The sequence below is a fragment of the Loktanella sp. SALINAS62 genome (assembly GCF_018263905.1).
GTDB lineage: Bacteria > Pseudomonadota > Alphaproteobacteria > Rhodobacterales > Rhodobacteraceae > Loktanella.
Map to the genome: position 1 here is coordinate 151,438 of NZ_JAAFZU010000027.1, position 25,553 is coordinate 176,990.

The following is a 25,553-nucleotide window of genomic DNA, read 5'->3' on the forward strand; positions in this document are numbered from 1 at the left end:
CATGGACCTTGCTCGCCCCATCACCCTGCACTTGCCCAAAAGGGTCGAAGTCGGCCAAGGCACCGCCGCGCAGCTTGGACTTTGGGCCAAAGGCTTTGACCGCGTGCTGGTCCTGTGTTCCCGCTCGACGCAGGCAATGATCGACCAATTGGGCCTTTCCACGCCGCCTGCGTCGCATGTGGTTCCGCCCGAACCAAAGGACAAAGACCTTGCAGCCGCCATCGACACCGCGCGAAAGGTACGACCCGACCTGATCGTCGGCCTTGGCGGCGGATCGGTCATGGACATAGCAAAGCTGGTCGCGGTCCTGTGGGGCAGCGATCATGCGCTGTCGAACATCGGCGGTGCGGACAAGGTCACCGCCCGCTACTCTGCCATTGCCCAAGTTCCCACGACTGCTGGCACCGGGTCCGAAGGCGGCATTCGCGCGCTCTTCACCTCGACCGACACCGGTATGAAAGTGGCCGTCGAAAGCGCGCTGATGCTGGCCGATTTGGCAATCCTAGACCCCGACCTGACGATGGGCATGCCGCCCGCGATCACCGCTGCTACGGGCGTGGACGCGCTGGCGCATTGCGTCGAAGGATTTACCTCCAAGCGGTCGCACCCGCTGATCGACGGTTATGCGCGCCAGGGGATTGCGCTGACCGGGCGCTATCTGGCGCGCGCCGTGCAGGACGGATCGGACCCCGAGGCACGGTCGGCCATGCTACTGGCGTCCTTTTATGGCGGACTGTGCCTTGGCCCCGTGAACACGACCGCCGGGCACGCCGTGGCTTATCCTTTGGGGACTCACGCCGGCCTGCCGCACGGGCTGGCCAACGCATTGGTGTTCCCGCACGTGCTGGCCTTCAACGCGCCCGCCGCGCCGGAAAAGACCGCCGAGATTGTCACGAGTCTTGGCGCGCGCAGTGCCGAGGCAACCGTTGACTGGTGCCGCTCTCTTGGCATCGACATGTCGCTGAAAAGCCATGGGATATCAGATTCGCAACTGTCCGCTTTTGCCAAAGAGGCGCACGGCATCCGCCGTCTGATGGACTGGAACCCGCGCGAAGCGAGTGTCGCTGACATCGAAGCAATCTATCGCGCGGCTTATTGATCCAGCGCCCGCGCGCGCGACCCTTCCAGATGCAGCCGCATTTCTGTCCGGGCGGTGTCTCCGTCTCCGTCACGAATTGCGGCGAAGATCCGGCCGTGTTCGTCAAAGACGTGCTCCAACCCCGCCGGGACGATCTTAAGTGACGCGCCGTGCCGGCGCATGCCGACGGCGATGTGATCCTTCAACTCCTCCATCGACATGGCAAAATAGCGGTTACCGCTCGCCCGCGCGATAGCCAGATGGAATGCGAAATCAGCGTCTTCTCGGTGATGCGCGGCGCGGGTCGCCTGCCCGAGAAGGTCAAGGGCGGCCACGATTTCTGTCAGTGCCGCGGGTGTCTTCTCGCGGGCTGCAGCTGCCGCCGCTTCGGGTTCGATGGCCAGCCTGAACGCATAGCAAGCCGCCAGATCGCGGGTGCCCTCGGGCCGTCCAAAGCCCAGCGGCGCGCGCAAGCCGGACTGCCGCACAAATGTGCCGGACCCTTGCCGGGCCTGCACTAACCCCTGTTCGGCCAGCCGCCGCAAAGCTTCTCGCAAAACGGGGCGAGAGATGTCGAGCTCTGCCGCCAGCGCATGTTCGGTCGGCAGCCTTTCCCCGTCGGCATAGGCCCCCGATCGGATCGCGCGGAACAAGCGGTCATAGGCCGCATCGGCAAGTGAGGGGCGCCGCGCCTTCATGCGACAAGCCTGCACAGCGCGTCGGGCGCGCCAAAGCCACCGGATTTCGTGACGATCAACCGCCCCGCCGCGTCGCGCGACACTGGCAGACCTGGTAACGCTTCTCCGGTCACGTGCAACAGGTGCACACCCAGCGCGTCCAAGACCGCCTCTGCCGTGGCACCGCCAGACACGACGAGCGCGTCTATCGCAGCAGCGCGAGAAGCGATCCCGTCGGCGAAACGGCGCGTTACCGCGCCCAGCGGCAGGCCGGCGATGTCGGTCGCATGGACCAGTCCGCCACCGCCCGGTGGCACCTGTCCACCGGGTGCTGTTTCGCAATCCAGTCCCGACGCCTGCAGCGCCGCAATCTGTGCCAACGTGATCGGGTCCTGCGACCCGATGGCGAACAGCATGAGCCCTGGCAACGGCAAGTCGATGACGGTTGGAGCTGCGCCCATGCGCTGCGCCAAGACCTGCGCCAGCCCGCGCGCACCGACCGGCAAGGCACCCGGGTCGGCATCCAGCGCCGCCGCGATGTCTGTTTTGGTTGCGGCATCCGGCGCAATGGCCTGTGGGCCTAGAACATCCGCAATCATGATCGGCCGGTCCACGCCGAACCCCTGCACCGCGCCGTCGCGCACGATCCGCCCCATGTCGGGCAAGGCAGGCAGCAAAAGGGGTCGGCCGGGCATCGCACGCAGCTCTGCCCTGATGTTACCTTTTAAGCGCGAGTCGACTTTCTTCATCAGCGCGGCCCCGTCAGGCACCATCGCCATGATCTTTGCCACGGTCCGCGCAGCCGTGTCGGCGTCACACTCGCGGCTACGGGTCGAGACCGCGACGATCCGTTTCCCGTAGTCCAACGCCGCTTGAAACGCATCTGGACCAGTCGCCACGACAGCCCCCAACGCGGCAAACGGGGCGGCTGCATCCAGCGCCCCGGTCAGATCGTCCGCCACAATTATCAAGTCCGGCACAGCGCCCTCCGATTGGCGTGCACCTTAAACGGACTGTGACATTGTGCCAGCCCTTAGCCCATCAATGTGCCACCATTTGCGTTCAATGTGGCCCCCGTGATGAACCCCGACGCAGGCGACGCAAGGAACAGCACCGTGTCCGCGATCTCTGTGTCCGAACCCAGCCGACCCATCGGCACCTTGGCCAACACCTGCGCGCGGTAGGCAATGTCCCACTGGTCGGTCATGTCGGTCTGGATCGGACCAGGGCAGACCGCGTTCACGCGGATACCGTGCAGCGCAAATTCGCGCGCAAAGTGCATGACAAGGTAATTCACAGCGGCCTTGGACGCGCCATAGGCGGGCGACGCATTGGGATGAGGCGCCTTCGACGCAGAGGAACTGACGCTGACGATTCGCCCGGTCCTTGCAGCCATCATGTGAGGCAGGACGGCCCGGCACAGATGCAACGTGCCGTTCAGGTTCACGTCCAACATCCGCTGCCAGTCGTCCAGTGCCAAGTCCAAGGTGCTGATGCGCTGGTTCATACCCGCGTTGCAGACCGCAATGTCGATCCGTCCGAACCGATCCATCGCCGCCGTCGCCATCCGGGCCGACACGTCGGGGTCCGAGATATCGCCAAAGATGGCCACGGCATCGCGACCCGTCGCTTGAACCGCAGCAAGCGTGTCATCCAGCGCCCCGTCCCGCGACGCCCCAAGCACGAGGTCCGCACCCGCCTGTGCCAGCCGCACCGCGACCGCGCGACCGATGCCACGGCTTGCCCCACTGATGATCGCGACCTGCCCGGTCAGATCACTGCCGCTCACCCTGCCATCCTCAGCTACGGCCTTCGATCAAGGCGGCCATCATCTGGCTTTCCTCCTCGGTCAGATCGGTCAGCGGCGACCGCACGGAACCCGTGTCAAACCCGCGCAGCCGCACACCGGCCTTCACGGCGGATACGGCATAGCCTGACTTGCGGTCGCGGATCGCGGCGAAAGGATAATAAAATTCCTGCAGCATCTTGTGACAGGTCGCATCATCGCCCGATGTAAAGGCGGCGTGGAACGCCAGCGCCGTTTCAGGCACAAAGTTGAAAACGGCGGACGAATAAGTGTCCACCCCCGCCCCGCGATAGGCCTGCGCAAACAGCTCGTGCGTGGGCATACCGCCGATATAGGCCAACCGGTCGCCCAGACCGACCGTAATGCGCTTGACCGTATCGATGTCGCCGGTTCCGTCCTTGAACCCGATCAGGTTGGGGCAGTTGTCGGCTAGCCGGGCCAGTGTTTCCGCCTTCACGACCGACTGGCCCCGGTTGTAGACGATGACGCCCATGTCAGTGGACCGGCAGACCGCACGGATATGGGCCTCAATCCCATCCTGGGGCGCGCCGATCAGGTAATGCGGCAATAGCAGGATACCGTCGCCGCCCGCCGCCTCGATCCCCTGTGCAAGGTCACAGGCCATACGCGTACCATAGCCGCATCCGGCGATAACCGGGGCGTCGGGCTGGGCTTCGCGGGCGGTTTTGACCACGGCGATCACCTCATCCGGGGTCAGGGAAAACATCTCTCCGGTGCCGCCCGCGACAATCAAGCCCGCAACGGGATGGGCGGACAGCCAGTCAAGATGCGCGCGGAACGGACCGGGCGCAAAGCGATCTTCTGCGTCGAAGGGTGTAACCGGGAACGACAGCAGGCCGGACCGAATTACGTCGCGCAGCTCAGTAGGGGACATCATTGGATTGGCTCCTTAACAATAATCTTCGGGACCGACCTGTTGGGCCGGAGAGTAGCGTGCGCCGTGGCACCAGCCGACGGGCATTCGGCGGTCGATTTCGACCAGCAGGTCAGCGTCCAGCGGCGCGCGCGCACCGGCGATCAGGTCCAGCAGATGGGCGACAGAACGTGTACCGGGAATCGCCAACACATGATCGCCCTGCGCCAGCGTCCAGCCGATGGCCAGCGCAGCACAGGGCAAGCCTGCCTCTGCCGCCAAGTCCCGCAAGGGTTGGCTGGCAGAGATGTTGCGCTGCAGGTTCGCACCCGTAAAACGCGGATTGGTTTTCAAAAAGGCCGATGTCTCGACACGATCGGCATCCGGCGGTGCGTCCGTCAGCAATCCGCGCCCGACCGGAGAGAACGCGACCAGCGCCGCCCCTGTTGCGGCACAGCTTTGCCGCAGACCAAGATCGGGCTGCCGCGTTTGCAGCGAGTATTCGGACTGCACGGCAGCGACCGGATGGATCGCCGCCGCCCGCGCCAGCGAGGTCGGCGCGATTTCTGAAAAACCAAAGCCGCCGATCTTGCCCTCTTGCTGAAGGGCCGCGAGCGTTTCCGTCACGGCCTCGATCGGGGTCCGGGAATCGCGGCGGTGGACGTAGAACAGATCGACCTGTTCGACACAAAGCCGTTTCAGGCTGGCTTCCAGTTCGGATCGAAGATGCGCGTCAGAATTGTCGAAGACGCGTTTGCCATCCGCGTCCTTGGTGATCCCCGCCTTGGTCGCGATCCGCAGATCACCCTGCCCCCGGTCGGTAATCCAGCGGCCAATGATCGCCTCGGAAAGGCCTGCGCCGTAGACATTCGATGTGTCCAGATGGTCGATGCCGCCGTCGCGGGCGGCATCGAGAATGGCAAAGCTTTCGGCTTCGGTCGCGGGACCGTAGAACCCCGCGAACGACATGGCCCCGACCCCTATAGCAGAGACCTCTGGACCGGAGCGACCGAAAGCGCGGCGGATCACCGACCCTTGGCCTTACGCCATGCGTCAAAGTCGGTCGCGTGTTCGTCCATCGTGCGGGGATAGAGGCCAATGATGCTGACGCCATCCTTGACGCGGTCGACCACAAAATCCTCGTAAACCGTCATCTCGAACGCCTCGTCCGCGATGTCATCGGCGATGTCCTGCGGGATGACGATGACGCAGTCGGCGTCGCCCACAATGATGTCGCCCGGAAAGACGGGGGCATCGCCGCAGCCGATGGGTTCGTTGATGCCGATGGCCTCGTTCGTGGTCAGGTTCGTCGGGCTGGACGGGCGATTATGATAGGCCGGAATGTCCAATTCTGCGATCACCGCCGCGTCGCGGAAACCGCCATCGGTGACAACCCCTGCCCCGCCGCGCACCATCAGACGTGTGATGAGGATGTCCCCGGCAGAGGCTGCCGTGGCGCTTTTGCGGCTGTCCATCACCAGCACGTGGCCTTTTGGGCATTGCTCGATGGCGACACGCTGGGGGTGTTCGGGATTGCGAAATTCGACAAGCTGGTTGCGATCCTCGCGGGCGGGCATGTAGCGCAGCGTATAGGCTGGGCCGACCATGTTCTTGCCCTTCCAGCCGACCGGGTTCACGCCCTGGATCACCTGGCTGCGCAAACCGCGCTTATAAAGCGCGGTCGCAAGGGTCGCGACCGACACGTCCATCAGCTTTTCACGGGTTTCCTGTTTCATGGGTGTTCTCGCTTTCACTTCAAATCGTCCGGCAGCACGGCACCGGGCAGGTTCTGGTAGCAGACAGGGCGCAGGAACCGACGGATCGACAGGGTGCCGACACTGGTTGCGCCAAAGTTGGTGGACGCAGGGTATGGACCGCCATGGACCATCGTGTCAGCGACCTCGACCCCCGTCGGGAACCCGTTGGCAAGGATCCGGCCAGCCTTGCGTTCGAGGATCGGCAGCAGATCCTTTGCTGTTTTGGAATCGCCGTCGTCCATATGCAGCGTGATCGTCAGCTGGCCCTTCAGCGACCGGGCGATCCGCTCGATCTGCGCCGCGTCCTTGCAGCGCACGATAAGGCCGACAGGACCAAAAACCTCTTCCGACAGGTGATCGTTGCTCAGCCATGTGTCGGCATCGGTTTCGAACAGGAACGGTGTGGCACTGCGATCCACTGGTTCGGACACAAAGACCGAAGCCACGTTGGTGCTGTCCGCCATCGCCTGCGCACCGCCCTTATAGGCTGCGGCGATGCCATCGGTCAGCATGGTCTGTGGTGCCATGTCCTGCAACGCGGCCTTGGCGGCGTCGCGCATCGTGTCGGCATCGGCGCCATCCAGAACAACCGCGATGCCGGGGTTGGTGCAGAACTGCCCCGCGCCCATCGTCAGCGAACCGGCCCAGCCTTTTCCCAGTTCCGCCGCGCGCGCGCCCATGGCTGCGGGCAGGCAGAACATCGGATTCACGCTGCCGAGCTCCCCGAAGAACGGGATCGGTTCGTCCCGCTGTGCGCACAGATCGAACAACGCACGACCGCCTCCCAGCGATCCGGTAAAGCCGACGGCCTTGATCAGCGGATGCTGGACAAGCGCCGTGCCGACGTCGCGCTTGCCGCCCTGAATCAGGCTGAACACACCCTTGGGCATGCCTGTCTTTTCGATGGCGGCAAGGATCGCCTCGGCTACGATTTCGCCTGTGCCGGGGTGGGCAGAGTGTCCCTTTACGACGACTGGGCAACCGGCAGCAAGCGCAGCGGCGGTATCACCACCAGCGGTCGAGAACGCGAGCGGGAAGTTTGAAGCGCCAAATACGGCTACAGGACCGATCGGGCGCTGGATCATCAGGAGTTCCGGACGCGGCAGGGGCGCGCGGTCAGGCAGGGCTTCGTCGTGACGGCGGTCAAGGTAGGCCCCGTCGCAGATGTGGCTGGCGAACAGGCGCAGCTGACCGACGGTGCGGCCTCGCTCGCCTTGCAGACGCGCCTCTGGCAGGCCGGTTTCGGATGCACCGATAGCGGTGATCTGCTCTGCGCGCGCGTCGATTTCATCGGCGATGGCGTCGAGAAAGGCGGCACGGTCTTCACGGCTTGAATAGCCGTAGGATTCGAACGCTTCTTCGGCGGCGACGCAGGCACGATCCACCAGACCGGGCGTGCCGACGAAATAGTCATGTGCATCGCCGTGGGCGGGTTCAGACCGGAACGTCGTGTCGCCCGCGACCCAATCCCCCGCGATCAGGTGTTTTCCATGAGGGATGAAGTTTGACATGTCGTCTCCTTTAGTATGCTCAGCCGCGACCGATGAAGGGCATCGCCGTGGCCATGATCGTCATGAACTGAACGTTCGTCTCCAACGGTAGCGTCGCCATGTGCAGCACCGCGTCAGCGACTTGGCCCGCGTCCATCATGGGTTCGGCACGGATCGATCCATCCGCCTGCGGCACGCCCTTTGTCTGGGTCGCAGACATGTCGGTCAGCGCATTGCCGATGTCGATCTGGCCGCAGGCAATGTTATGCGCGCGCCCGTCCAGCGACAGGCTGCGAGTCAGTCCGGTGATCGCGTGTTTTGACGCAGTATACGCAATAGATCCGGGACGCGGCGCGTGGGCCGACACCGACCCGTTATTTATGATCCGACCGCCCTTGGGGTCCTGCGCTTTCATCCGGGCAAATGCCGCGCGCGCGCAAAAGAACGACCCGGTCAGGTTCACGTCGATGATGCGCCGCCAGTCGTCAGGCGAAGTTTCGTCGGGCGGCACAGATTTCAGGCTGGCGCCCGCGTTGTTGAACAGCGCGTCGATCCGGCCCCACGCCTTGGCGGCGGTATCGAATGCCGCATCGACCGCGGCGGCATCGGTCACATCGCAGGGCAGCAAGAGCGCGGATGTCCCGTCGGCTGTCTCGCGCAGCGCATCAGCGCGCCGCGCGATCAGTCCAACCCGCCAGCCTGCGGACAGAAACCGGCGTGCTGTGATGCGACCGATGCCCCCCGATGCGCCTGTGATGATGATCGACTGTGCCAAGCTACAGCAACCCGTTGTCGGTCAGGAACGCCCGCATGGTCTGCGCCTGAGCGTCCGTCAGCGGCCACGCGGAAGGTGCGCGCGTACCACCGCAATCCTGGCCTAGCGCCTGCAACGCGGCCTTTACGCCGGTTACGTTGGTGCCGTTCATTTCCTCTGCGCGGATGTCCTCGAACGGACGCATGGTTTCGATCAGACGGTTCGCCTCGTCGTAGTTGCCAGCGTCGAGAGCGGCGTGGATCGCGACAGATCGTTCCGGCCAGACATTGATCAGCCCGCTAGTGAACCCCCGTGCGCCCACGGCATAGAGCGGCGGAGCCCAGACTTCGGCCAGACCGCAGACCCAAACAATGTCATCGGCGCAGGCCGCGCGGGCGGCGGCGAGTTTCAGCGGATTAGGGGTCGCCCATTTCACGCCCTTCACGCCGTCCAGATCACACAGTGCCTTGATCCCATCGGTACCGATGCCATCGTTGCGCAGGTACAGCATCACCGGCAGACCACCCGATGCGTCGCGGACCTGCCGGACATATTCGACGATACCGCGCGGAGAAACGAAGGGATCGGGCGGTTGGTGGATCATCAGGGCTGCCGCCCCCGCCTTGGCGCTTTCTTCAGCCAAACGGCAGGCGTCGCGGATGCCACGTCCGATTCCGGCCAGCAGGGGGGCACGTCCATCGATCATGGCAGCGACTTCGCGCGCCATGGAGCAGGCCTCGTCCGTGGTCAAAGCGTAAAATTCGCCGGTATTGCCGTTGACCACGGGCATGTGGACCCCTGCCCGCAGGGCGCGGTCGATGATCGATTCCAGCTTATCAGGGGCGATGTCGCCGGCATCGTCGTAGGGGGTGACAAGGATGCCGGAAATGCCGCGCAGGGCTGTGTCTAGGTCATGAGTCATCAGTAAATATCCGGTTCGCCCGCGGCAGGACCGAAGGATTTTTCAAGAAAGTCAAAGTCGCAGCCCGTGTCGGCCTGTCCCACGTGCTTGGAGAACATATAGCCCCAGCCCCGCTGGAAGCGCGGCTCTGGCGGGGTCCATGCTGCGCGGCGTCGTTCGATCTCTGCCTCGTCCACCAGCATGTCGAGCCTGCGGTTCGGAAGGTCCATCCGAACGATGTCGCCGGTCTGCAGCAACGCCAGCGGTCCCCCGATAAAGCTTTCGGGCGCAACGTGCAGGACGCAGGCACCATAGGACGTGCCGGACATCCGCGCGTCGGAAATCCGCAGCATATCGCGATGGCCCTGTTTGATCAGCGCCTTGGGGATCGGCAGCATGCCCCATTCCGGCATGCCAGGCCCGCCCAAGGGCCCTGCGTTGCGCAGTACCATCACGTGGTCGGGCGTCACGTCCAGATCTTCGTCGTCCACGGCCTTTTTCATCTCGGGGTAGCTGTCAAAGACCAACGCGGGGCCTTCGTGGACATAGTATTTCGGATCGCAGGCGGCAGGTTTGATGACCGCGCCGTCCGGGCACAGATTGCCGCGCAGCAAAGCGAGCGAGCCTTCGTGATACACGGGGTTCGACAGCGGACGTATGACATCGTCGTTGTAAACCACCGCACCTTCAAGGTTTTCACCCATCGTCTTGCCGGTGACGGTGATGCAGGTGGTATCCAGACGATCCTCCATCTGCTTCATCAGCGCGCGCAGACCGCCCGCCATGAAGAAATCCTCCATCAGGTAGTCCTTGCCAGAGGGCCGTACGTTGGCAATCAGCGGCGTCTCACGGCCCAACAAATCCAAATCGTCCAACGTCAGGTTGACGCCCGCGCGGCGGGCCATGGCGATCAGGTGGACGACGGCGTTGGTGGAACACCCTGTCGCCATCGCAATGATTGCGGCATTGCGCACGGCGGCGTCGGTGATGATGCGGTCGGGTGTCAAATCCTCCCACACCATATCGACAATGCGGCGACCACAGTCCGAACCCATCCGCTGGTGTCCCGAATCGGCGGCAGGGATCGAGGACGCGCCGGGCAGCGTCAGCCCCATCGCGTCGGTGATCGCGGTCATTGTGGACGCGGTGCCCATCGTCATGCAGGTGCCGACCGACCGCGCGATGCCACCCTGCACGCCCAGCCATTCCTCGTCCGTGATGTTGCCCGCGCGGCGTTCGTCCCAGTATTTCCATGCGTCCGATCCGGACCCCAGAATCTTGCCCGCGTAATGCCCACGCAGCATCGGACCGGCAGGCAGGTAAATAAACGGAATGCCCGCAGTGATTGCACCCATAACAAGACCCGGTGTTGTCTTGTCGCAGCCGCCCATCAGCACCACACCGTCGAACGGGTGCGAACGGATCATCTCTTCCGTCTCCATCGCCAGCATGTTGCGATACAGCATCGAGGTCGGTTTGGTGAAGCTTTCATCCACCGACAGTGACGGCATTTCGACACCAAAACCGCCGTTCTGGAAAACGCCCCGTTTGACGTCTTGCGCCCGCTCACGAAAGTGGCCGTGACACGAATTGATTTCCGACCACGTATTCAGGATGCCAATGACCGGCTTTCCGCGAAATTCATCCTCAGAATAGCCCATCTGCATCATCCGCGACCGATGGCCGAAACTGCGAAGATCGTCCGGCCCGAACCAACGAGAGGACCGAAGCGTGTCCGGCGTTTTGCGAGCGTGGGTCATGACTGGTCCTTTTGCGGGTAACACTTCTGACAATGTATGCGCATACAAAAATGATCGTCAACCGGATTGCAGGCTCATTTATGTTAAATTTCGCAGGTTGACAGCAGTGATTGGGGCGTGTTCAAACTCTATGTATGCGCATTCATTGCGCTTTACGAATCCGCCGCAGTTTTGCGGCGCAGGGAGGATAAAATGACGATTTCACGCAGAACACTTTTGGTTGCAGCATCCGCTGCAGCCCTTATGGCACAGCCTATGGCCGCCGCCGCTCAGGACTTGCCGCGCAATGTGCGTATGGTGATCGGGTCCAGCTCGACTGGTGGTGACACGTACCAGAACGCATCGATTCTAGCCGAGTCGCTGAGCGAGCATCTGGGCATCAACGTCCGCGTAGATCCGGTTGGCGCATCAGAGGCTTTCAAGGCACTGGCGCGCGACAGCCGCGGCACCACGATCATGATGCACCACGACCAGTCCTATCTGCAGGAACTGTATGGTATAGAAGGTTCGCCTGACATTTTCGCCGAAACAATCGTTGGCCCGACCATTTCGGTCAACCCAGGCAACGCCTACCTTGTGCCAGCAGACAGCCCCTACCAAAGCATGGATGACATTCTGGCCGCTGCTGAAGCCGGTGAACGTGTCCGCGTCGCGATCCAGCCGGGTGGCGTGTCGGAAATCGGGTTCACCGCGATGCGGAACGCCGCACGGTTGCGCGCCCCGGGATCCGAAGCAAACATCGTGCCCGTGAACACCGGCGATCAGGCCGACAAGAACCAGGCAATGTGGGACGATCTAGCTGATGTCATCAACGGATCGATCCAGGCGAACGAACAGTTCACCCAGTTGCCTTCCGACGATCCGACCGCAATGCGTTTCATCTGGATCACCGCGACCCCGGAAACGCTGAATAAGGCCCCAGCCGAAGGTCTGGGTGCGACCAGCCGCGACGACATGTTGGCCTATGCCGCACCAGCAGTTTCCGTGCCGATGACAGCCGACGAAAATTTCACCTTCGACAAGGAATTCTTCCTGATGTTCAATCCGGAAACCGATCCGGCGCTGATCCAGGCGATCGATACGGCGATGGAAGAAATCTATGCGAAAGGTGCGATCCAGGAACGGTTCCTGTCGTCGTTCTTCACGCCGCAGTACCGCCCGATGGCCGAAGCCCAGGAACACCTGCAGTCGAAGAACAACGACTATGAGACCATCATCTCTGACCTGAAGTCGGAATAAGCCCGACCATGGACACGGGTCCGGCCGCCAGTGCGCGCGGCCGGACCTTTTTCGAAACGCCGCTTCGGAGGGGACGCGGATGGAAAACCTGACACGGGTGACGATCGACTTCGACACCTCGCATCTCATCTTTCCCATCATGATAGGGGTGATCCTATCGCTTTTGGGTCTGGCCATCCTGATCCGCGACCGTGCGGCGATCATGTCGTCCGGGCAGATGTGGGCCACCACGTTCCGCGACATGGACAAGCCGCGCTTTTTCGGAGCGCTTGCGATCACCATCGTCTATTTTCTGGCGATGGTTCCAGTCGGGAACATCTGGCCCAATGCCGGCTATGGCTTCCTGATCTGTTCCGTCCCCTACGTCATCGCACTGGGCCTGCTGTTCATGCACAGCCGCTCACGCGCGGCCATCGGATCCATGCTGGCCGTTGCGATCATCGCACCACCGGTTGTCTGGTGGCTATTTTCCGAAGTTTTCTTCCTCACCCTGCCATAAAGGCTGTTGTTCATGGACCTTCTCGCCCACCTGCTCGATCCGTGGTTCATCGGCCTGATCTTTGGCGGCACCCTGATGGGAATCGTCTTTGGCGCGATCCCCGGCATGACCGCGACGATGGCCGTCGCCGTGTGCTTGCCGCTGACCTTTTCACTGGGCCTCGTCAACGGTCTGGCGTTGCTCCTCAGCCTATATGTCGGCGGCATCACCGGCGGGCTGGTGCCCGCCATTCTACTGGGTATCCCCGGCACACCGTCGTCGATCACGACCACCTTCGACGGTTTTCCCATGGCCAAACGCGGTGAAGGCGAAAAAGCACTGAAGATCGCCATCATCGCATCCGTCGCCGGTGGTCTTGTGTCGCTCGTGGCCCTGTTTTTCTTTGCGCCAGTCCTGGCAAAGTTCGCGATCAAGTTTTCCTATGTCGAGAAATTCCTGATCATCTTCTTTGCCCTGACCGTCATGGCAGCTTTGTCCAAGGACATGCTGCTGGGTATCTTTTCGGGCGTGTTGGGCATCTTTTTGTCACTGATCGGCACCTACGACATCACCAACGGCGGCAACGGCCACACGCGCCTGATCCCGCCCGGCATGGACTATTGGCTGGACGGTGGCTTTGCCTTGCTTCCCGTGCTGATCGGCATCTTCGGCGTGACCGTCATCCTTGAAGAGGCCGAATTGGGTATGCCGCGCGGGCAATCGCTAAAGGATATTGAGGTTGGGCCGCATTCGCGATTTTCCTTCTCGATCTTCAAAGGTCAGACGCTGAATCTGCTGCGGTCCGGCAGCATTGGCACCTTTGTCGGCATCCTGCCTGGCGTCGGCGGGTCAGCCGCATCGATCCTGTCCTATACCGCTGCCAAAACAACATCACGCCACCCCGAACGCTTTGGCAAAGGCGAACCCGCCGGTGTCATCGCGTCAGAGGCCGGCAACAACGGTCTGACCGGCGGCGCGCTGGTACCGTTGCTGTCATTGGGCATTCCGGGCGATTCCACGACTGCTTTGCTGATTGGCGCGTTTGCGTTGCAGGGCATTCAGGTCGGGCCGTTGTTCATCAGTCAAAACATCGACACATGGAACGCGATGATCACGGCGATGGTCATTTCGAACCTTGTGATGCTGGTCACCATGTTCTTTGCAATCCGCTGGTTCGCCATGGTCATCGCTGTGCCCAAGCAAATTCTGTATCCATTCATCCTGATGATGTGCGTGATCGGTGCCTATACGATCAATTACGGCATCATCTTCGACGTCTGGACGCTGCTGATTTTCGGGGTGTTCGGCTGGTTGATGGTCAAGCTGAAGCTGGAAGTCGCTCCATTCATCATCGGCTTCATCCTTGGACCGTCGGCAGAGATCTACTTTGTCAAATCGCTGGAAAGCTTTGGGGATCCCTTCATCTTCTTCACCAAAAGCTGGATTGCGGCTTTCTTGTGGGTCCTGATCATCGCATCGGTCGTGATGTCGGTCATTTTGTCGCGGCGGAACAGGAGCGACGGGGCAATGCGGACTTGATTCGCGCGCCCCACCCGGCAACAAGTTGACAAATGACGCCGGGTTCGCACAATTCTTCTATGCCGCGCCGCAGGGTGACGATGCAGGATGTCGGTCGCATGGCGGGGGTCAGTCAGGTCACAGTCAGCCGCGCGCTAAGCGACCCATCGAAAGTATCAAAGGCCACGCTGGACCGGATACAGGCCGCGATCTATGCAACCGGATTTGTACCCAACGCCGCCGCCGGGGCGCTGGCATCTCGGCGGTCGCATCTTATCAGCGCGTTGGTCCCGTCGATTACCAATATCGTCTATTCTTCATTCATCCGTGCATTTTCTGAACGCATCCGCGCAGATGGCTATCAGATCCTGCTGTCAGAGACCGGGTTCGATCAGCAAGACGAAGAAACGGCTGTAAAAGCCCACTTGTCGCGCCAGCCGGACGCCATCCTTTTGACAGGGATCCATCACAGCCGCGAAACACGGCGCATGCTGCTGGCGTCCGGCATTCCGGTCGTCGAGGTCTGGGACATCAGCGACACCCCCATAGACACCTGTGTCGGCTTCGATCATGCCGCAGCCGCGCGTACCGTTGCGAAATTCGCGATCAAGAACGGCTACCGGACCGCCGCAACGATCACGGCAGGCGATTCGCGGGCACGCCAGCGTCAGGTATCGTTCGCACAGCATTTTCAAACTGCAGGCGGATTTCCCGTGATGGACATCGACATCGGCGGCCCCGCCAGCATCGCGGCAGGTCGCACGGCCCTGACGCAGATTCTTAAAGCAACCGACGTCGAAAATAGCGCGGCGTTCGTTTTTTGCAGCTCTGATCTTTTGGCACACGGCGCCCTGATCGAAGCCGCCAAGCGCGGGATCGTCGTACCGGACGCGCTGGCGATCATGGGATTTGGTGATCAGGATTTTGCTGCGTCGCTTGAACCGCCCCTTACCTCGCTTCGCGTCGACCGTGATCTTTTGGGGCACAGCGCGGCCGAGGCTCTCATCGCCAGAATAAACGGCCACCCTGTAAAAGACGTAACGCGTATCAACTTTGAAATTGCGCTCAGGAACACGGTCCTATGCTAAAGCGCTTTGTAAATGCTGTCCGGTCATTGTCGCAGCTGGTTTCGTGGTCGGCTAAAAATACGGAATAGGCCGCGTGTGATCAACGACAAGCTGCGCAGGTATGTCAAGCCAATCAACAGATTGGCGCCGGACGCTGACCACCGCGGCCACAAGGGATTGAACAACGCCATCGAATGATCACACTGGTCTTGTCGCGGTTTGGTGCCGCTCCTTTGATAGCATAATGTGCAGCAAAGGAGATGAACCATGGGCACAGTCAGGACGGATGAATTTCGCAAGGACGCGGTTCGGATCGCGTTAACCAGCGGGCTTTCACGGCGTCAGGTTGCGGATGATCTTGGCGTCGGCATGTCGACCTTGAACAAGTGGGTGACGACGCACCGCGAGGCGGATGTCGTGTCGCCGGATGACCGAGAGTTTGCGCGCGAGAACGAACGACTTCGGCGCGAGAACCGTATCCTCAAGGAGGAGAGGGATATTCTAGAAAAAGCCACCCAGTTCTTCGCGAGCCAAAAGCCGTGAGGTTCAGGTTCGTCGAGGAACAGCGTGGCACCTTCCAGATCAACCGACTTTGCCAGGTGATGAATGCCAGCCCACGTGGGTTGCGGGCACATCACAGCCGTCCTGCCAGTCGCAGGCAGCGCATGGACATGGTCGTCCTGGCGCACATCAAGGAGCAGTCGCGTTTGAGCCTGGGCAGTTATGGTCGGCCGAGAATGACCGAAGAACTCAAGGAGGTTGGCGTTGATGTAGGGCACCGGCGTGTCGGACGGCTGATGCGTGAGAACGGAATTGTCGTTGAAAGGACAAGGAAGTTCAAAGCGACCACGGACAGCGACCACACGTTCAACATCGCGCCGAACCTTCTGGACCGTGACTTCACAGCGGATCGGCCCAACCAAAAATGGGCGGGCGATATCAGTTACATCTGGACCCGCGAGGGGTGGCTGTATCTGGCGGTCATCCTCGATCTGCATTCGCGGCGTGTCATCGGCTGGGCTGTCAGCAACCGCATGAAACGCGATCTGGCGATCCGGGCGCTGAAGATGGCCATCGCACTGCGGTCACCGCCTCGGGGCTGCATCTTCCACAGCGATCGCGGCAGCCAATACTGTTCACACGACTATCAGAAGGTCCTGCGCGAGCACGGCCTGAAGCCATCGATGAGCGGCAAAGGCAACTGCTATGACAACGCCGCAGTTTTACGTCGGGAAAACAGTCTCCCAGACTGTTTTCTGATCCTCCTCACCTTCTTCAAGACCATCAAGGCCGAGTTGATCTGGCGGCGCACCTGGCAAACCCGCCGACAGGCTGAGACGGCCATCTTCCAATACATCAACGGCTTCTATAACCCGCGCCGTCGGCATTCAGCATTGGGAGGCAAAAGCCCCTTGGCCTTCGAACGCCAAGTGGCCTAAACGAGCACGCGGAGCGGCACAAATACGTGACAAGACCAGACTTTCTCAATCAACCGCGCTTTTTAAAATCAGAGAACATCGAGCGGGCAAGCGCCAATGCTACTCCGTTGATATTCGTTGCCACAGCTTCGTCGCTCTTCAGATAGGACAAGGACTGGAAACTGTTCTTCGTGTGCCGTCCAACTTCGTCTGGTCCGACATAGCCCATCGCCCAGTCTGAAAATGCTGGGCTCTCGGCCAGATCGGCCCACATGAGCGATAGGCTTTTGTGACGAGGATCGTGAGAAATTCGTTTATAATAGCAATCTTCAACAGATGACTGTTCTCCTTCCAGCACCTGAAAGAAGATCTCATCGTGATACATCAGAACCCCGGTGATCTTGTCTCTGGCATTGTTTCGCTGGGAAGCCTTCAGGATGTCGGACAAAGTCATCTCGTCCAACGGTGACGTTGACAAACTTACGTAGGCAAGTTGAAACAGCATGATCGGAATCCTATCTGGTTTCGAATGAGACCTAACTGAATATTGGGTCAGCCTGAATGACCTATTTTGCAGTCGGCAAAATGTTGCAGCGGTGAAATTGTCTTGCTCAAAACTCTTTTTTTCTAACACCTTGTCGACGGAATCAGCCTTGGCCGACGATGCCAAGACGCAAGTCCATTGTCGAAAATGCTGCCCTGAACCATGATGCGGATGCTTCGCAACAATACGGAAAGCAACGCCTTGGGAAGAGTCGTGTTCGGTTCAGCGCTGACCTCCATTTCGCTTTGAAGGATAGAGACGAACTGCTGCCTTGAAGTTTGGTGCCGGTCGTGACCAGCGTGGGTTTATACTCAACACCGACTGCGGGAACCGCCAATTTCAATCGCTGATCAGTGTCAAGCCTTTCCACCGATCAATTTTTATTGGCAGTCCGAAGGTCAAGCTTTTGACATACCGATGAGGTACGCTTGAACCAGTTGGGACATTCAGTGAATCGATACGTGTTATTATGATGTGCTTGGAGGGACTAACGGCAGGCCCGATCTTGTGGAGTGTCGTCGGGGTCAGCGCAGTCGCTGCCATTGTTCTGTTCTGGATGATGAAATTCCAGAGTTTCCAAGGCAAGATTTACTACGCTCTTACCTTCCTCGCCATGATCTGGACCTTGATCATGGTCGGGTTCGAGGCATCATCGGCGACCTTCGCCTGCCAGTTGCAATGGGCAACCTTGGCATGGCTCGGCAACGGGATGGTGCCGGTGGCCTGGTGTTTCTTCGTATTTGCCTACGTCGACGATACCTTTTGGCGACGCAAGGCCCGCATCATACTGATCGTCGTGCCCTTGGCCATCTTCGCATTTGTCGCCACTAACCCTTGGCACAACCTTGTATATACCGATGCTTCCGTCATTCCGCTTGGTGAGCGTCAGATAAAGTACGCCCATGGCCCGGGATTCTACGCGATCATCGGCACCCTGTATGCCTTCGTGTTTGCGACCCTTTATTGTTTGGGTCGGGCGTTCCGGCGGGCGAGGCGCACCGCTTGGCCTATGCTGACCATGCTGATCATCATCACGACGACGCCGCTGACGGCAAACGCGGCCTATGTTGGCTTGGGCCTTACCTTTTTTGGCCTCGATCCCACGGCTTTCATGTTCACGCTGGCGCTTTTTCCGTTTACGTGGATGCTGGTGACGAACAAGACAATGGACATGGCCTCGGTCGGTCAATCCATTCTTTTCAACACGATGAGCGAACCCGTCGTTCTGATCGACAGGCACAGGAAAATCGTTCTGGTGAACACTGCGGCCAAACGCGCCGGTCGAAAGTATGGCACAGATCGTTTTCTGGATGCGATGCGCGCCAGCATTGAGGGGCTGAACACCTCTGAACATATCGCCAACATGACCATCGGCGCGCGGGTTTATGAACCCCGTGTTCGGCAAATTGCCAACCCACTTGATCCGTCGGGAAGTATCCTGGGATGGAGCGTCACCTTTGTCGACATTACAGACCGCATTGCCATTACGCTGCAACTGGAAGAAGCGCTGAAAAAGGCGGATGACGCCGGCCGCGCCAAGGACGAGTTCATTTCGGTTGTCAGCCATGAATTACGCACGCCGTTGACCTCGCTCAAGGGAGGCCTGGCGCTTGCACTTAGCGGCCGTCTTGGCGAATTGGCAGGCCCGATCCGGTCGTCGCTCGAAATCGCGAACCGTAACGGTGTCCGTCTATCGCGTCTGGTCGACAATATCCTGCTGATCCAGAAGATCGACATCGAAGCACTGTCGCTGGACAGCACGCCGGTTGAATTGGGCGATCTTCTTGTAGAGAGCATCGAAGAAAACAGGATGTTTGCCGTAGAGCGGGGCGTGAGTCTGGTCACTTCGAAAGTTGAAAAATCCGCGGTCGTCATGGGCGACGCATTTGCGATTCGTCAGATCGTCGACAACCTGATCTCGAACGCGATCAAATTCTCGAACGAGCAAGGCATCGTCGAGGGGGCGCTTAAGGTCGGGAACGGACGCGTCAGATTGTCGATCAAAGATACTGGTGGCGGTATTCCCGACGGCATGGAAAACAAGGTCTTCGGGCGCTTCGAACAGGTGGAAAACAGCGCACAAGGCTCTACTCAGGGGTCGGGCCTGGGTCTGCACATCTCGAAGCAACTGGCCAAGCAGCTTTCTGGCGAACTGTTCTACGAAAGCCGGGTTGGCATTGGGACGACGTTCCACATCGAGTTTTGGCTTGTGGACCGAGTGAACCACGAAGCTGCCGAGCCCGCCTTCTGCGCATAGGCTTCAGCTCCAGCGGGTCGCAGGATAATCTGGGCCCGTTGAAATTTCATTGGATGAGTGGGTAGCCCAAAAACCACCGATATCGGTGAAACCACGGTCTATCAAATGTTGTGTTTTAGTAAGTTGGGCTTCCCGAGCCGCTTGGACAGCGGCCAAAGGCGACGTCTTGGGTCGCCAGCGGCACTTCGGCGGATTTTGTGACGCCATCCATCAAGGGATTGACCACTCACCGTGGCTAATTCGCATGATCCGCATCGGTGCATTGGGCTGGACGGGATCGGCGCGCAAATTGAACATGACGGTCTGGGGCTGGCGGAAGTTTGAGAACTCTGCGCGCACAGTGATCATGCCCCGCAGCATGGGCTGGTCAGGATCCGGCATCACCCGAAAGTTGCTGATATCCATGTCCTGAGCATTATAGAGTGGGTCTGCTTGCCACTGCGTTTGCGCCAGGTCGTTTGCGATATCCGCCATAAAGAAGTCCCGCACCCGCGACGCACCGAGTGGCGCCAAAGCCTCGCCTCGCGTTGACTGCTCGTGGCGGGCATAAAGCCGCCTGACCAGAGAGACTGCGTCGGCAATCATCCGGTCACTGGTCTGATCCGGCGGCGCTTGCCCTGTCGCCTCCATCAAGAAACGCGCAGCGACCCAGCCGTGGCTTTGCCCGTTGCTCATCAGGCGCCAACGCGGCGGCAGATCGAGAAGGTTCCGTTCGGCCTGTGACAGCATGATACCTTGGCTTTCGGACATGAATGGTACGCAGGTAGTCATCGTCAGTCCCGTCGCGTCCGAAGAAAACGACCCGATAATCGGATAGTCGGCGCTCGGTCCCATGCGCAGGTTCAACCAGTCGTCGCTGGCGATACCCGTTACCTGCCACGCGTCCGGGCCGTGCCCGTCAAACTGCGCGGTCGCCTGGACCGGAGCGAGGGCGGCAAAGAGCGACAAATGCGCAGTGCAAATACCCGTTTTCAAAAAGCGACGCATGCATGTTCCTTTCTCTGGGACTCTGTTTCTATCGGAACGCCTCAATCGCGCGGCGTGACGTAGGGCTAAAGTTGTCATCATCCAGATCGAACTCTGCGCCATACCTGCAGCGGGGAGGCTCAGACAGGAGATCAGGGTGGTCGCGATCAGGACGCGACTCCAGCAATTCGGAAAACTCATCCTTCGCTTCAGGCAGCAATAGTATCAGGGAATTCGCGTCGAAAAAGTGCGCATGAGCATCATGTATTCGTCATTGTTAAGCCATACCATCCTAAGATCGAGTAGATAAGGAAACATGAGCGGAGCCATCGTAACAGGATGCTCACCATTCCCCTCCGTCGAAGATTTGTTGTGGCCAGACATACCGTCAATCGACAGCCTGAACCCTTCAATTTCATCAACCGGGAGCGCATCCGTGAAAGCTATTTCACTTGCTTCGCCCGGCCGGTGCAGCAAGCCGAAATAATGTCCGAATTCGTGGACGAGCCCCTCTGCCAGTTCTGAGGGACTGCGATCCAACGTGATTGGCATTCCGACGCCATAGAGCCCATCAGTTTGACTGGCTTGGTGGAAGGTCCTACCGGGAGCGTAAAAATCGGGCGGATAGAATACAACGAGAATGTCGTTTGCGCTAAAGAAGCTACCGATATCCTCGCGCACCGCACGGATCGTATTCTCTACAGCTTCAAGGTTTGCAATTACGCGCATTTGCGCCAGTTGTGTCGGATCAATCTCAGGATCCTCTGGCAGTTCAACATCGAGCCCCGCAGCTTCGGCCGCTTTTACAATGGTGTCCAGTGCTGCCGTGAAGGAGTCACGATATCTGCTCGCATAGTCCCCATCTGCATCGCGTCCCGTATCATTTCCGAAAGCTTCCCTTACAGGCATCACCTGAACAGCGAATTCTTCCGCCATCCGCACGACTGACATGGCCGCTTGCATTTCGGCCTCGGGCACTCCGTCCTCCCATGAACCGACTTGCAGGAAAGTGTATCGGAACACCAAGGGCGCTGGGTCGGTGTGCCAGTGTTGCACTTCGTTTTGCGCGATGACGTCCTGCGCCGCAGTCCGGCTGGGGTACGGATCATGCGGGGTGAGTCGGGTCTCGATAACCGAGGTGCCGCCTTGCTGGTCCGGCGTCCATCCGTAGACATTAATGGTATTGCCTGCGTGCCGCTCGACCTCGCGTCTGGCTTCTTTGCCTTCCGGCAGATCGCTGCGGACTACCCGCACGACGTCCCCCTCGACCGATCCCCCGAACTGCGGGTCGACTCGCCACTGGCTTTGGTCAATGACACTGATCTCCAACTCTGCAGGATATGATTCAGGTTGCCAGCCCGTGTGGATATGATCGTGTGCCTGCCATTCCACGTAAATGCGCTGAAGCGCCGGCTTGTCTACCACCAGCGGCGCGTCGCGGACGGTCTGGTAGACGTGGGTTCGCACAGGCTCTTCGACAGGTCCGCCATGGTTTTCAAGATCGACCAGCGTCGTGAACCGCCACCAGTGGGCGTCGGACCTCAGAACTTCTCCGTCGCGTCCCCGCACGCCGTCTTTTCCACCCTGAATGCGCGCTTCGTATATGACGCCGGATTCGAGAAGGTCATCCAACTTGAACTCAAAAAGGGTGTCCGACAGGGCCATGATACGGCCCGTCATTTCCAATGGATCACCGCTATTATTCCGGGTGGTCAGGGAAAAGTTTTCTTCAAGATCATCGGCATCGACAGGGAAATTGAATTCGACTTCAATCTGTGGCGTTTTGAGATGCACATTCTCGCGCTGATGTGGCGGACTGTTCATCGTCACCTGCAGGGGTTCCGGTGCGGCGCAGGCCTCTGGATCTTCCTCCCACGAAGTGCGGTCGCAAACCCAGCCGCGAACATCGGCGAAGCGTCCTGTCGGTTCGGTCAATTGATAGGAGCGGTCGTTGTGGGTGCGCGTTTCAAAGACACGGGCGGCAAAGTCGATTTTGTAGCCACCGGCCCTGCGCTGGATGTGCAGCTTACTGAGGACCGGCAGCTCGGTCTCGTAGTATTCGTCGGGATAGTCGATGCAGCCCCTGCGCCCCGGCTCGAACATGTGGCACAGCCACGTGACCTCGAAAACGCCTTTCACGTCCTCCAGCTCCGTGCCGAAAGCCACTCCGCCATGTTCCGGCGGAAAGGCGGCGCTAAGCGTGAACACATGGTCGCCGTCCGTCTGAAGGCGGGCGTTGTACATGCGGAAGCCTCGCTGCCCCGTGAACCGCTCGGGATCAGGCTGCGCTGATGCGCCCCGGCCTTCGGTAAAATCCGTGACCTGAAGCGTGCCTTCGCCAGTCATCCGGTCGGTCCAGTCGCCAGTCACCTCCATGCCCCAGACCACATCGACGAAATCATAAGGGGTCTCGCCCAGCATCTCTTCCAGCACCGCCTCGGGCAGGGTGCCGGTCATGTCGAGTTCCATGGACTCGAAAATCTGGTTCACGGGGCCGCCGGATGGATCGGGCACCGGAATGGGCTTGTAGTTCTCAGCCTCCTCGAACTCCGTCTCCGGGATTTCGAGCGTCAGTTGCGCCAGGACGGGCGTGCTTAGTGATAGAAGCAAGACCGACAATGCCGAAAAAAACATCGTGCGAAGGATCGAGCCACTTCTCATCAGTTGATGGTCCGGGACACCGGCGTATCCGCCTTCTCCTCGCCCAGCTCCGTCTCGAACAGACCGGCGACCAGGATACAGACCTCGGGGTCGGGATCGCCGCCCATCAAAGCCCGGATCGGGCAAAGGGTGCCCTCGAACGTACCGGCGGCGAACCCGCCCCCTTCGACGATCTCGAGCCGATCGAACGACACCGTCGCCGCTGTGCCCACGTCATGCGACGACGCATAGAACCCCATAGCGTCGTCTTCACCGAAGTTCTTGTGATAGGCAATCTCGGCCTCATTCGAGCCGACCAGCAGCTGGTCCATATCCTCAACCGAAAACGCCGGCAATTCGATGGTCAGGCCGCCCTGCCGCAGAATGCGCTCCGCTTCCGGGTCGACGCCCATGATGCGAAGTTGAACCTGATCTTCGCCGCCCCCGCCGAACATCTGCGCGAGAGGGTTGTCGGCGCCATCACCAATCATCTCGGACATCATTTCCATGCGTTCTTCCATCTGCGCACGCTGCGCGTCGCTCAGTCCCGCGAAGGCGCCGCCCATCGCGTTTTGCAAGGAATAGGGCCGCCAAGCTGCCGTGGACGTGTTCTCGCCTTCGACTTCGCCCGCAATGGTCAGCCATGCGCGTTCGGTCGCGGCGACAGTGCCATCGATAGATCCGAGAACCGTCATAGTGCGGGACTCCTGAGAAGCAGCCGGAGCAGCCGGCAAAACGATGGCCACGACTGATGAGATGGCCAGGCAGGCGATGGCAGTTGTTCTAAGGGGGAAACATGGCATGTCGTTGCTCCTGAATTAGTTTTGGTATTCAACTCACGCAGCGTCCTACCCAAGTTCACTTTTGTGACAGCTAACAGAATGATCACAAAAAGTCACACGCACGGTAACCTGAGGACCTGCCTCCTCCTGATTTTCGGAGAGCTCACAGTTTTGTTTCCTGGGCCAAGCGGCACGTATAGGCCCGCTCGGATACACATGTCATGGCATACGAGGCGCCGATTGGGTGAGGCATCCACCGCATCCGTTCAGCCCAGTGTCACCGTGCTGGCACGGCAATGATCTCGACCCGCCGGTTCCGTTGCCGACCGACGTCAGTCGCGTTGTCCGCGGTGGGCGCGGTCTCTCCCGCGCCTTCGGTGAAAAGCGAGACATCCGAGAAGGCCGACTGCTGCGCCAGCCAGTTGCGCACTGCGGTCGCACGCGCCTCGGAGAGCTTCTGGTTGTAGCTTGCGGACCCCTTCGAATCGGTATTTCCGATGACCCAGAGTGCGTCAAATTCCCGGCTCTGGAGCGCTTGAAGCGTCTCGCTCAAGGCCTCGCGTGCATCGCCCCGCAAGGTCGCGCTGTCGAACTCGAACAGCACCACCCCTTCCAGAACGAAGCGCTCGGGGGTGCCGATCGCGGCGACGGCGTCGATATCGGCCCCGGGCCACCGGCCGCTGCAGCCCTCGCCGTCGTCGGTCAGCCGCACATGGCTGAAGGTCGCACCCTCGTCGACATACGGTCCGATATCTATGTCTGCACGGCCGCCGGATATATCTTCGACCTCGATCAGTCAGACCCATTGGCAGAGACAGCGAGGAAGGTCGCCTCGACGTCAGGCCCGACCTCGAAGACGTAGAGATCGGTGCCCTCGATATCGATGCCATCGATCCGGGTCTGGCCCTTCTTCACAGTTCGGGCTTATTTTGTTGAAAAACTCTTCCTTGAACGAGAGCTGAACTGCTGATTCAATTCCTGTAGTTGAGGGGAGGATTGGCAATGATGGGGCCGAGGCAGGAAGCGCAACCGGCGCTGTTTTACGAGTTCTCGCTCGAGGATCACATTCCGATGGATCACCTGCTTCGATCCATCGACCGGTTCGTCGACCTGAGCAGCATCCGCGCCCATCTCGCGGATTTCTACAGTCATACTGGCCGCCCTTCCGTCGATCCCGAGCTGCTGATCCGGATGCTTCTGGTCGGCTATTGCTTCGGCATCCGGTCCGAGCGGCGGCTCTGTGAGGAGGTGCATCTGAACCTCGCGTATCGCTGGTTCTGCCGCCTCGATCTGAGCGATCATGTCCCGGATCACTCCACCTTCTCCAAGAACCGCCACGGTCGGTTTCGCGACAGCGAACTGCTGCGTCACCTGTTTGAGACGACCGTTGCGCGCTGTATCGCGGAAGGTCTGGTCAGTGGCCAGCGCATGGCCATCGACGCCAGCCTGATCGAAGCTGATGCCAACAAGCAGAACTCCACGCCGAAGGAAAACTGGGACGCGGCAAGCATAGACCCGGCGGATGCACCCCGCGCTGTCCGCGAGT

23 protein-coding genes and 2 pseudogenes are annotated in these 25,553 nt (G+C 60.3%); 9 read left to right on the plus strand and 16 right to left on the minus strand.

Annotation, left to right across the window (positions count from 1 at the left end):
- Position 1: 1 nt before the first annotated feature.
- The gene (locus tag GZH79_RS09980; protein ID WP_211643638.1) at positions 2-1,099 is read left to right on the plus strand and encodes an iron-containing alcohol dehydrogenase; all 1,098 of its coding nucleotides are present in this window, start codon (positions 2-4) and stop codon (positions 1,097-1,099) included.
- Here the strand turns inward: GZH79_RS09980 and GZH79_RS09985 are convergent.
- Genes GZH79_RS09985 through araD form a run of 10 tightly spaced genes read right to left on the minus strand, consistent with a single transcriptional unit; the run spans position 1,093 to position 11,098 of the window.
- On the minus strand, positions 1,093-1,776 hold the full coding sequence (locus GZH79_RS09985) for a FadR/GntR family transcriptional regulator (protein ID WP_211643639.1): 684 nt from the start codon (positions 1,774-1,776) through the stop codon (positions 1,093-1,095). The genes GZH79_RS09980 and GZH79_RS09985 overlap by 7 nt on opposite strands.
- Positions 1,773-2,735: a four-carbon acid sugar kinase family protein gene (locus GZH79_RS09990; RefSeq protein WP_211643640.1), complete on the minus strand. Its 963-nt coding sequence runs from the start codon at positions 2,733-2,735 to the stop codon at positions 1,773-1,775. Before GZH79_RS09990 ends, GZH79_RS09985 begins: the two co-directional genes overlap by 4 nt.
- 53 nt (positions 2,736-2,788) lie before the next feature.
- The gene (locus GZH79_RS09995; RefSeq protein ID WP_211643641.1) at positions 2,789-3,544 is read right to left on the minus strand and encodes an SDR family NAD(P)-dependent oxidoreductase; all 756 of its coding nucleotides are present in this window, start codon (positions 3,542-3,544) and stop codon (positions 2,789-2,791) included.
- Between the two features lie 10 nt (positions 3,545-3,554).
- On the minus strand, positions 3,555-4,457 hold the full coding sequence (locus GZH79_RS10000; RefSeq protein ID WP_211643673.1) for a 5-dehydro-4-deoxyglucarate dehydratase: 903 nt from the start codon (positions 4,455-4,457) through the stop codon (positions 3,555-3,557).
- A 15-nt stretch (positions 4,458-4,472) separates the two neighbouring features.
- Positions 4,473-5,465, minus strand: coding sequence for an aldo/keto reductase (locus tag GZH79_RS10005; RefSeq protein WP_349291182.1), 993 nt, complete (start codon positions 5,463-5,465; stop codon positions 4,473-4,475).
- A complete protein-coding gene (locus GZH79_RS10010) occupies positions 5,462-6,172 on the minus strand; it encodes a ribonuclease activity regulator RraA (protein ID WP_211643643.1) in 711 nt (236 codons plus the stop codon). The genes GZH79_RS10005 and GZH79_RS10010 overlap by 4 nt, the downstream gene beginning before the upstream one ends.
- A gap of 14 nt (positions 6,173-6,186) precedes the next feature.
- The gene (locus GZH79_RS10015; protein WP_211643644.1) at positions 6,187-7,704 is read right to left on the minus strand and encodes an aldehyde dehydrogenase (NADP(+)); all 1,518 of its coding nucleotides are present in this window, start codon (positions 7,702-7,704) and stop codon (positions 6,187-6,189) included.
- Between the two features lie 19 nt (positions 7,705-7,723).
- Positions 7,724-8,458 carry an SDR family oxidoreductase gene (locus GZH79_RS10020; RefSeq protein WP_211643645.1) on the minus strand — a complete coding sequence of 245 codons (735 nt, stop codon included), beginning with the start codon at positions 8,456-8,458 and terminating at the stop codon, positions 7,724-7,726.
- A gap of 1 nt (position 8,459) precedes the next feature.
- Positions 8,460-9,359: a dihydrodipicolinate synthase family protein gene (locus tag GZH79_RS10025; protein WP_211643646.1), complete on the minus strand. Its 900-nt coding sequence runs from the start codon at positions 9,357-9,359 to the stop codon at positions 8,460-8,462.
- Positions 9,359-11,098 (minus strand): L-arabinonate dehydratase, encoded by a 1,740-nt coding sequence (araD, locus tag GZH79_RS10030; protein ID WP_211643647.1) that lies wholly within the window; start codon positions 11,096-11,098, stop codon positions 9,359-9,361. Before araD ends, GZH79_RS10025 begins: the two co-directional genes overlap by 1 nt.
- 192 nt (positions 11,099-11,290) lie before the next feature.
- Here araD and GZH79_RS10035 point away from each other — a divergent pair, with 192 nt between their 5' ends.
- From GZH79_RS10035 to GZH79_RS10060, 6 genes and pseudogenes are all read left to right on the plus strand, one after another.
- Entirely contained in the window at positions 11,291-12,337 is a 1,047-nt protein-coding gene (locus tag GZH79_RS10035) for a hypothetical protein (RefSeq protein WP_211643648.1), read from the plus strand.
- Between the two features lie 79 nt (positions 12,338-12,416).
- A complete protein-coding gene (locus GZH79_RS10040; protein WP_211643649.1) occupies positions 12,417-12,836 on the plus strand; it encodes a tripartite tricarboxylate transporter TctB family protein in 420 nt (139 codons plus the stop codon).
- 12 nt (positions 12,837-12,848) lie between these two features.
- Positions 12,849-14,354 carry a tripartite tricarboxylate transporter permease gene (locus tag GZH79_RS10045; protein ID WP_211643650.1) on the plus strand — a complete coding sequence of 502 codons (1,506 nt, stop codon included), beginning with the start codon at positions 12,849-12,851 and terminating at the stop codon, positions 14,352-14,354.
- A gap of 80 nt (positions 14,355-14,434) precedes the next feature.
- On the plus strand, positions 14,435-15,421 hold the full coding sequence (locus GZH79_RS10050; RefSeq protein ID WP_211643651.1) for a LacI family DNA-binding transcriptional regulator: 987 nt from the start codon (positions 14,435-14,437) through the stop codon (positions 15,419-15,421).
- A 66-nt stretch (positions 15,422-15,487) separates the two neighbouring features.
- Positions 15,488-15,595, plus strand: a pseudogene (locus tag GZH79_RS10055) (IS6 family transposase); the annotation flags it as partial.
- Between the two features lie 72 nt (positions 15,596-15,667).
- Positions 15,668-16,839, plus strand: a protein-coding gene (locus tag GZH79_RS10060) for an IS3 family transposase (protein ID WP_211643652.1) whose coding sequence is annotated in 2 segments (ribosomal slippage) — positions 15,668-15,905 and positions 15,905-16,839 — 1,173 coding nt in all. Because the reading frame shifts where the segments join, the coding sequence is not laid out codon by codon here.
- Between the two features lie 49 nt (positions 16,840-16,888).
- Here the strand turns inward: GZH79_RS10060 and GZH79_RS10065 are convergent.
- Positions 16,889-17,323 (minus strand): BLUF domain-containing protein, encoded by a 435-nt coding sequence (locus tag GZH79_RS10065; protein ID WP_211643653.1) that lies wholly within the window; start codon positions 17,321-17,323, stop codon positions 16,889-16,891.
- A 544-nt stretch (positions 17,324-17,867) separates the two neighbouring features.
- Between GZH79_RS10065 and GZH79_RS10070 the strand changes: the two genes are divergently transcribed.
- Entirely contained in the window at positions 17,868-19,619 is a 1,752-nt protein-coding gene (locus GZH79_RS10070) for a histidine kinase N-terminal 7TM domain-containing protein (RefSeq protein ID WP_249219086.1), read from the plus strand.
- 210 nt (positions 19,620-19,829) lie between these two features.
- Here the strand turns inward: GZH79_RS10070 and GZH79_RS10075 are convergent, their stop codons facing one another.
- From GZH79_RS10075 to GZH79_RS19225, 5 genes are all read right to left on the minus strand, one after another.
- Entirely contained in the window at positions 19,830-20,786 is a 957-nt protein-coding gene (locus GZH79_RS10075) for a hypothetical protein (RefSeq protein WP_211643654.1), read from the minus strand.
- A gap of 24 nt (positions 20,787-20,810) precedes the next feature.
- Positions 20,811-23,246 (minus strand): Ig-like domain-containing protein, encoded by a 2,436-nt coding sequence (locus GZH79_RS10080; RefSeq protein ID WP_211643655.1) that lies wholly within the window; start codon positions 23,244-23,246, stop codon positions 20,811-20,813.
- Entirely contained in the window at positions 23,246-23,920 is a 675-nt protein-coding gene (locus GZH79_RS10085) for a hypothetical protein (RefSeq protein WP_211643656.1), read from the minus strand. The genes GZH79_RS10080 and GZH79_RS10085 overlap by 1 nt, the downstream gene beginning before the upstream one ends.
- 364 nt (positions 23,921-24,284) lie before the next feature.
- Positions 24,285-24,719 (minus strand): OmpA family protein, encoded by a 435-nt coding sequence (locus tag GZH79_RS10090; RefSeq protein WP_211643657.1) that lies wholly within the window; start codon positions 24,717-24,719, stop codon positions 24,285-24,287.
- An 80-nt stretch (positions 24,720-24,799) separates the two neighbouring features.
- Positions 24,800-24,922 carry a hypothetical protein gene (locus tag GZH79_RS19225; RefSeq protein ID WP_283094798.1) on the minus strand — a complete coding sequence of 41 codons (123 nt, stop codon included), beginning with the start codon at positions 24,920-24,922 and terminating at the stop codon, positions 24,800-24,802.
- Positions 24,923-25,042: 120 nt separating this feature from the next.
- Here GZH79_RS19225 and GZH79_RS19015 point away from each other — a divergent pair.
- Positions 25,043-25,553: pseudogene (locus tag GZH79_RS19015) on the plus strand (transposase); the annotation flags it as partial.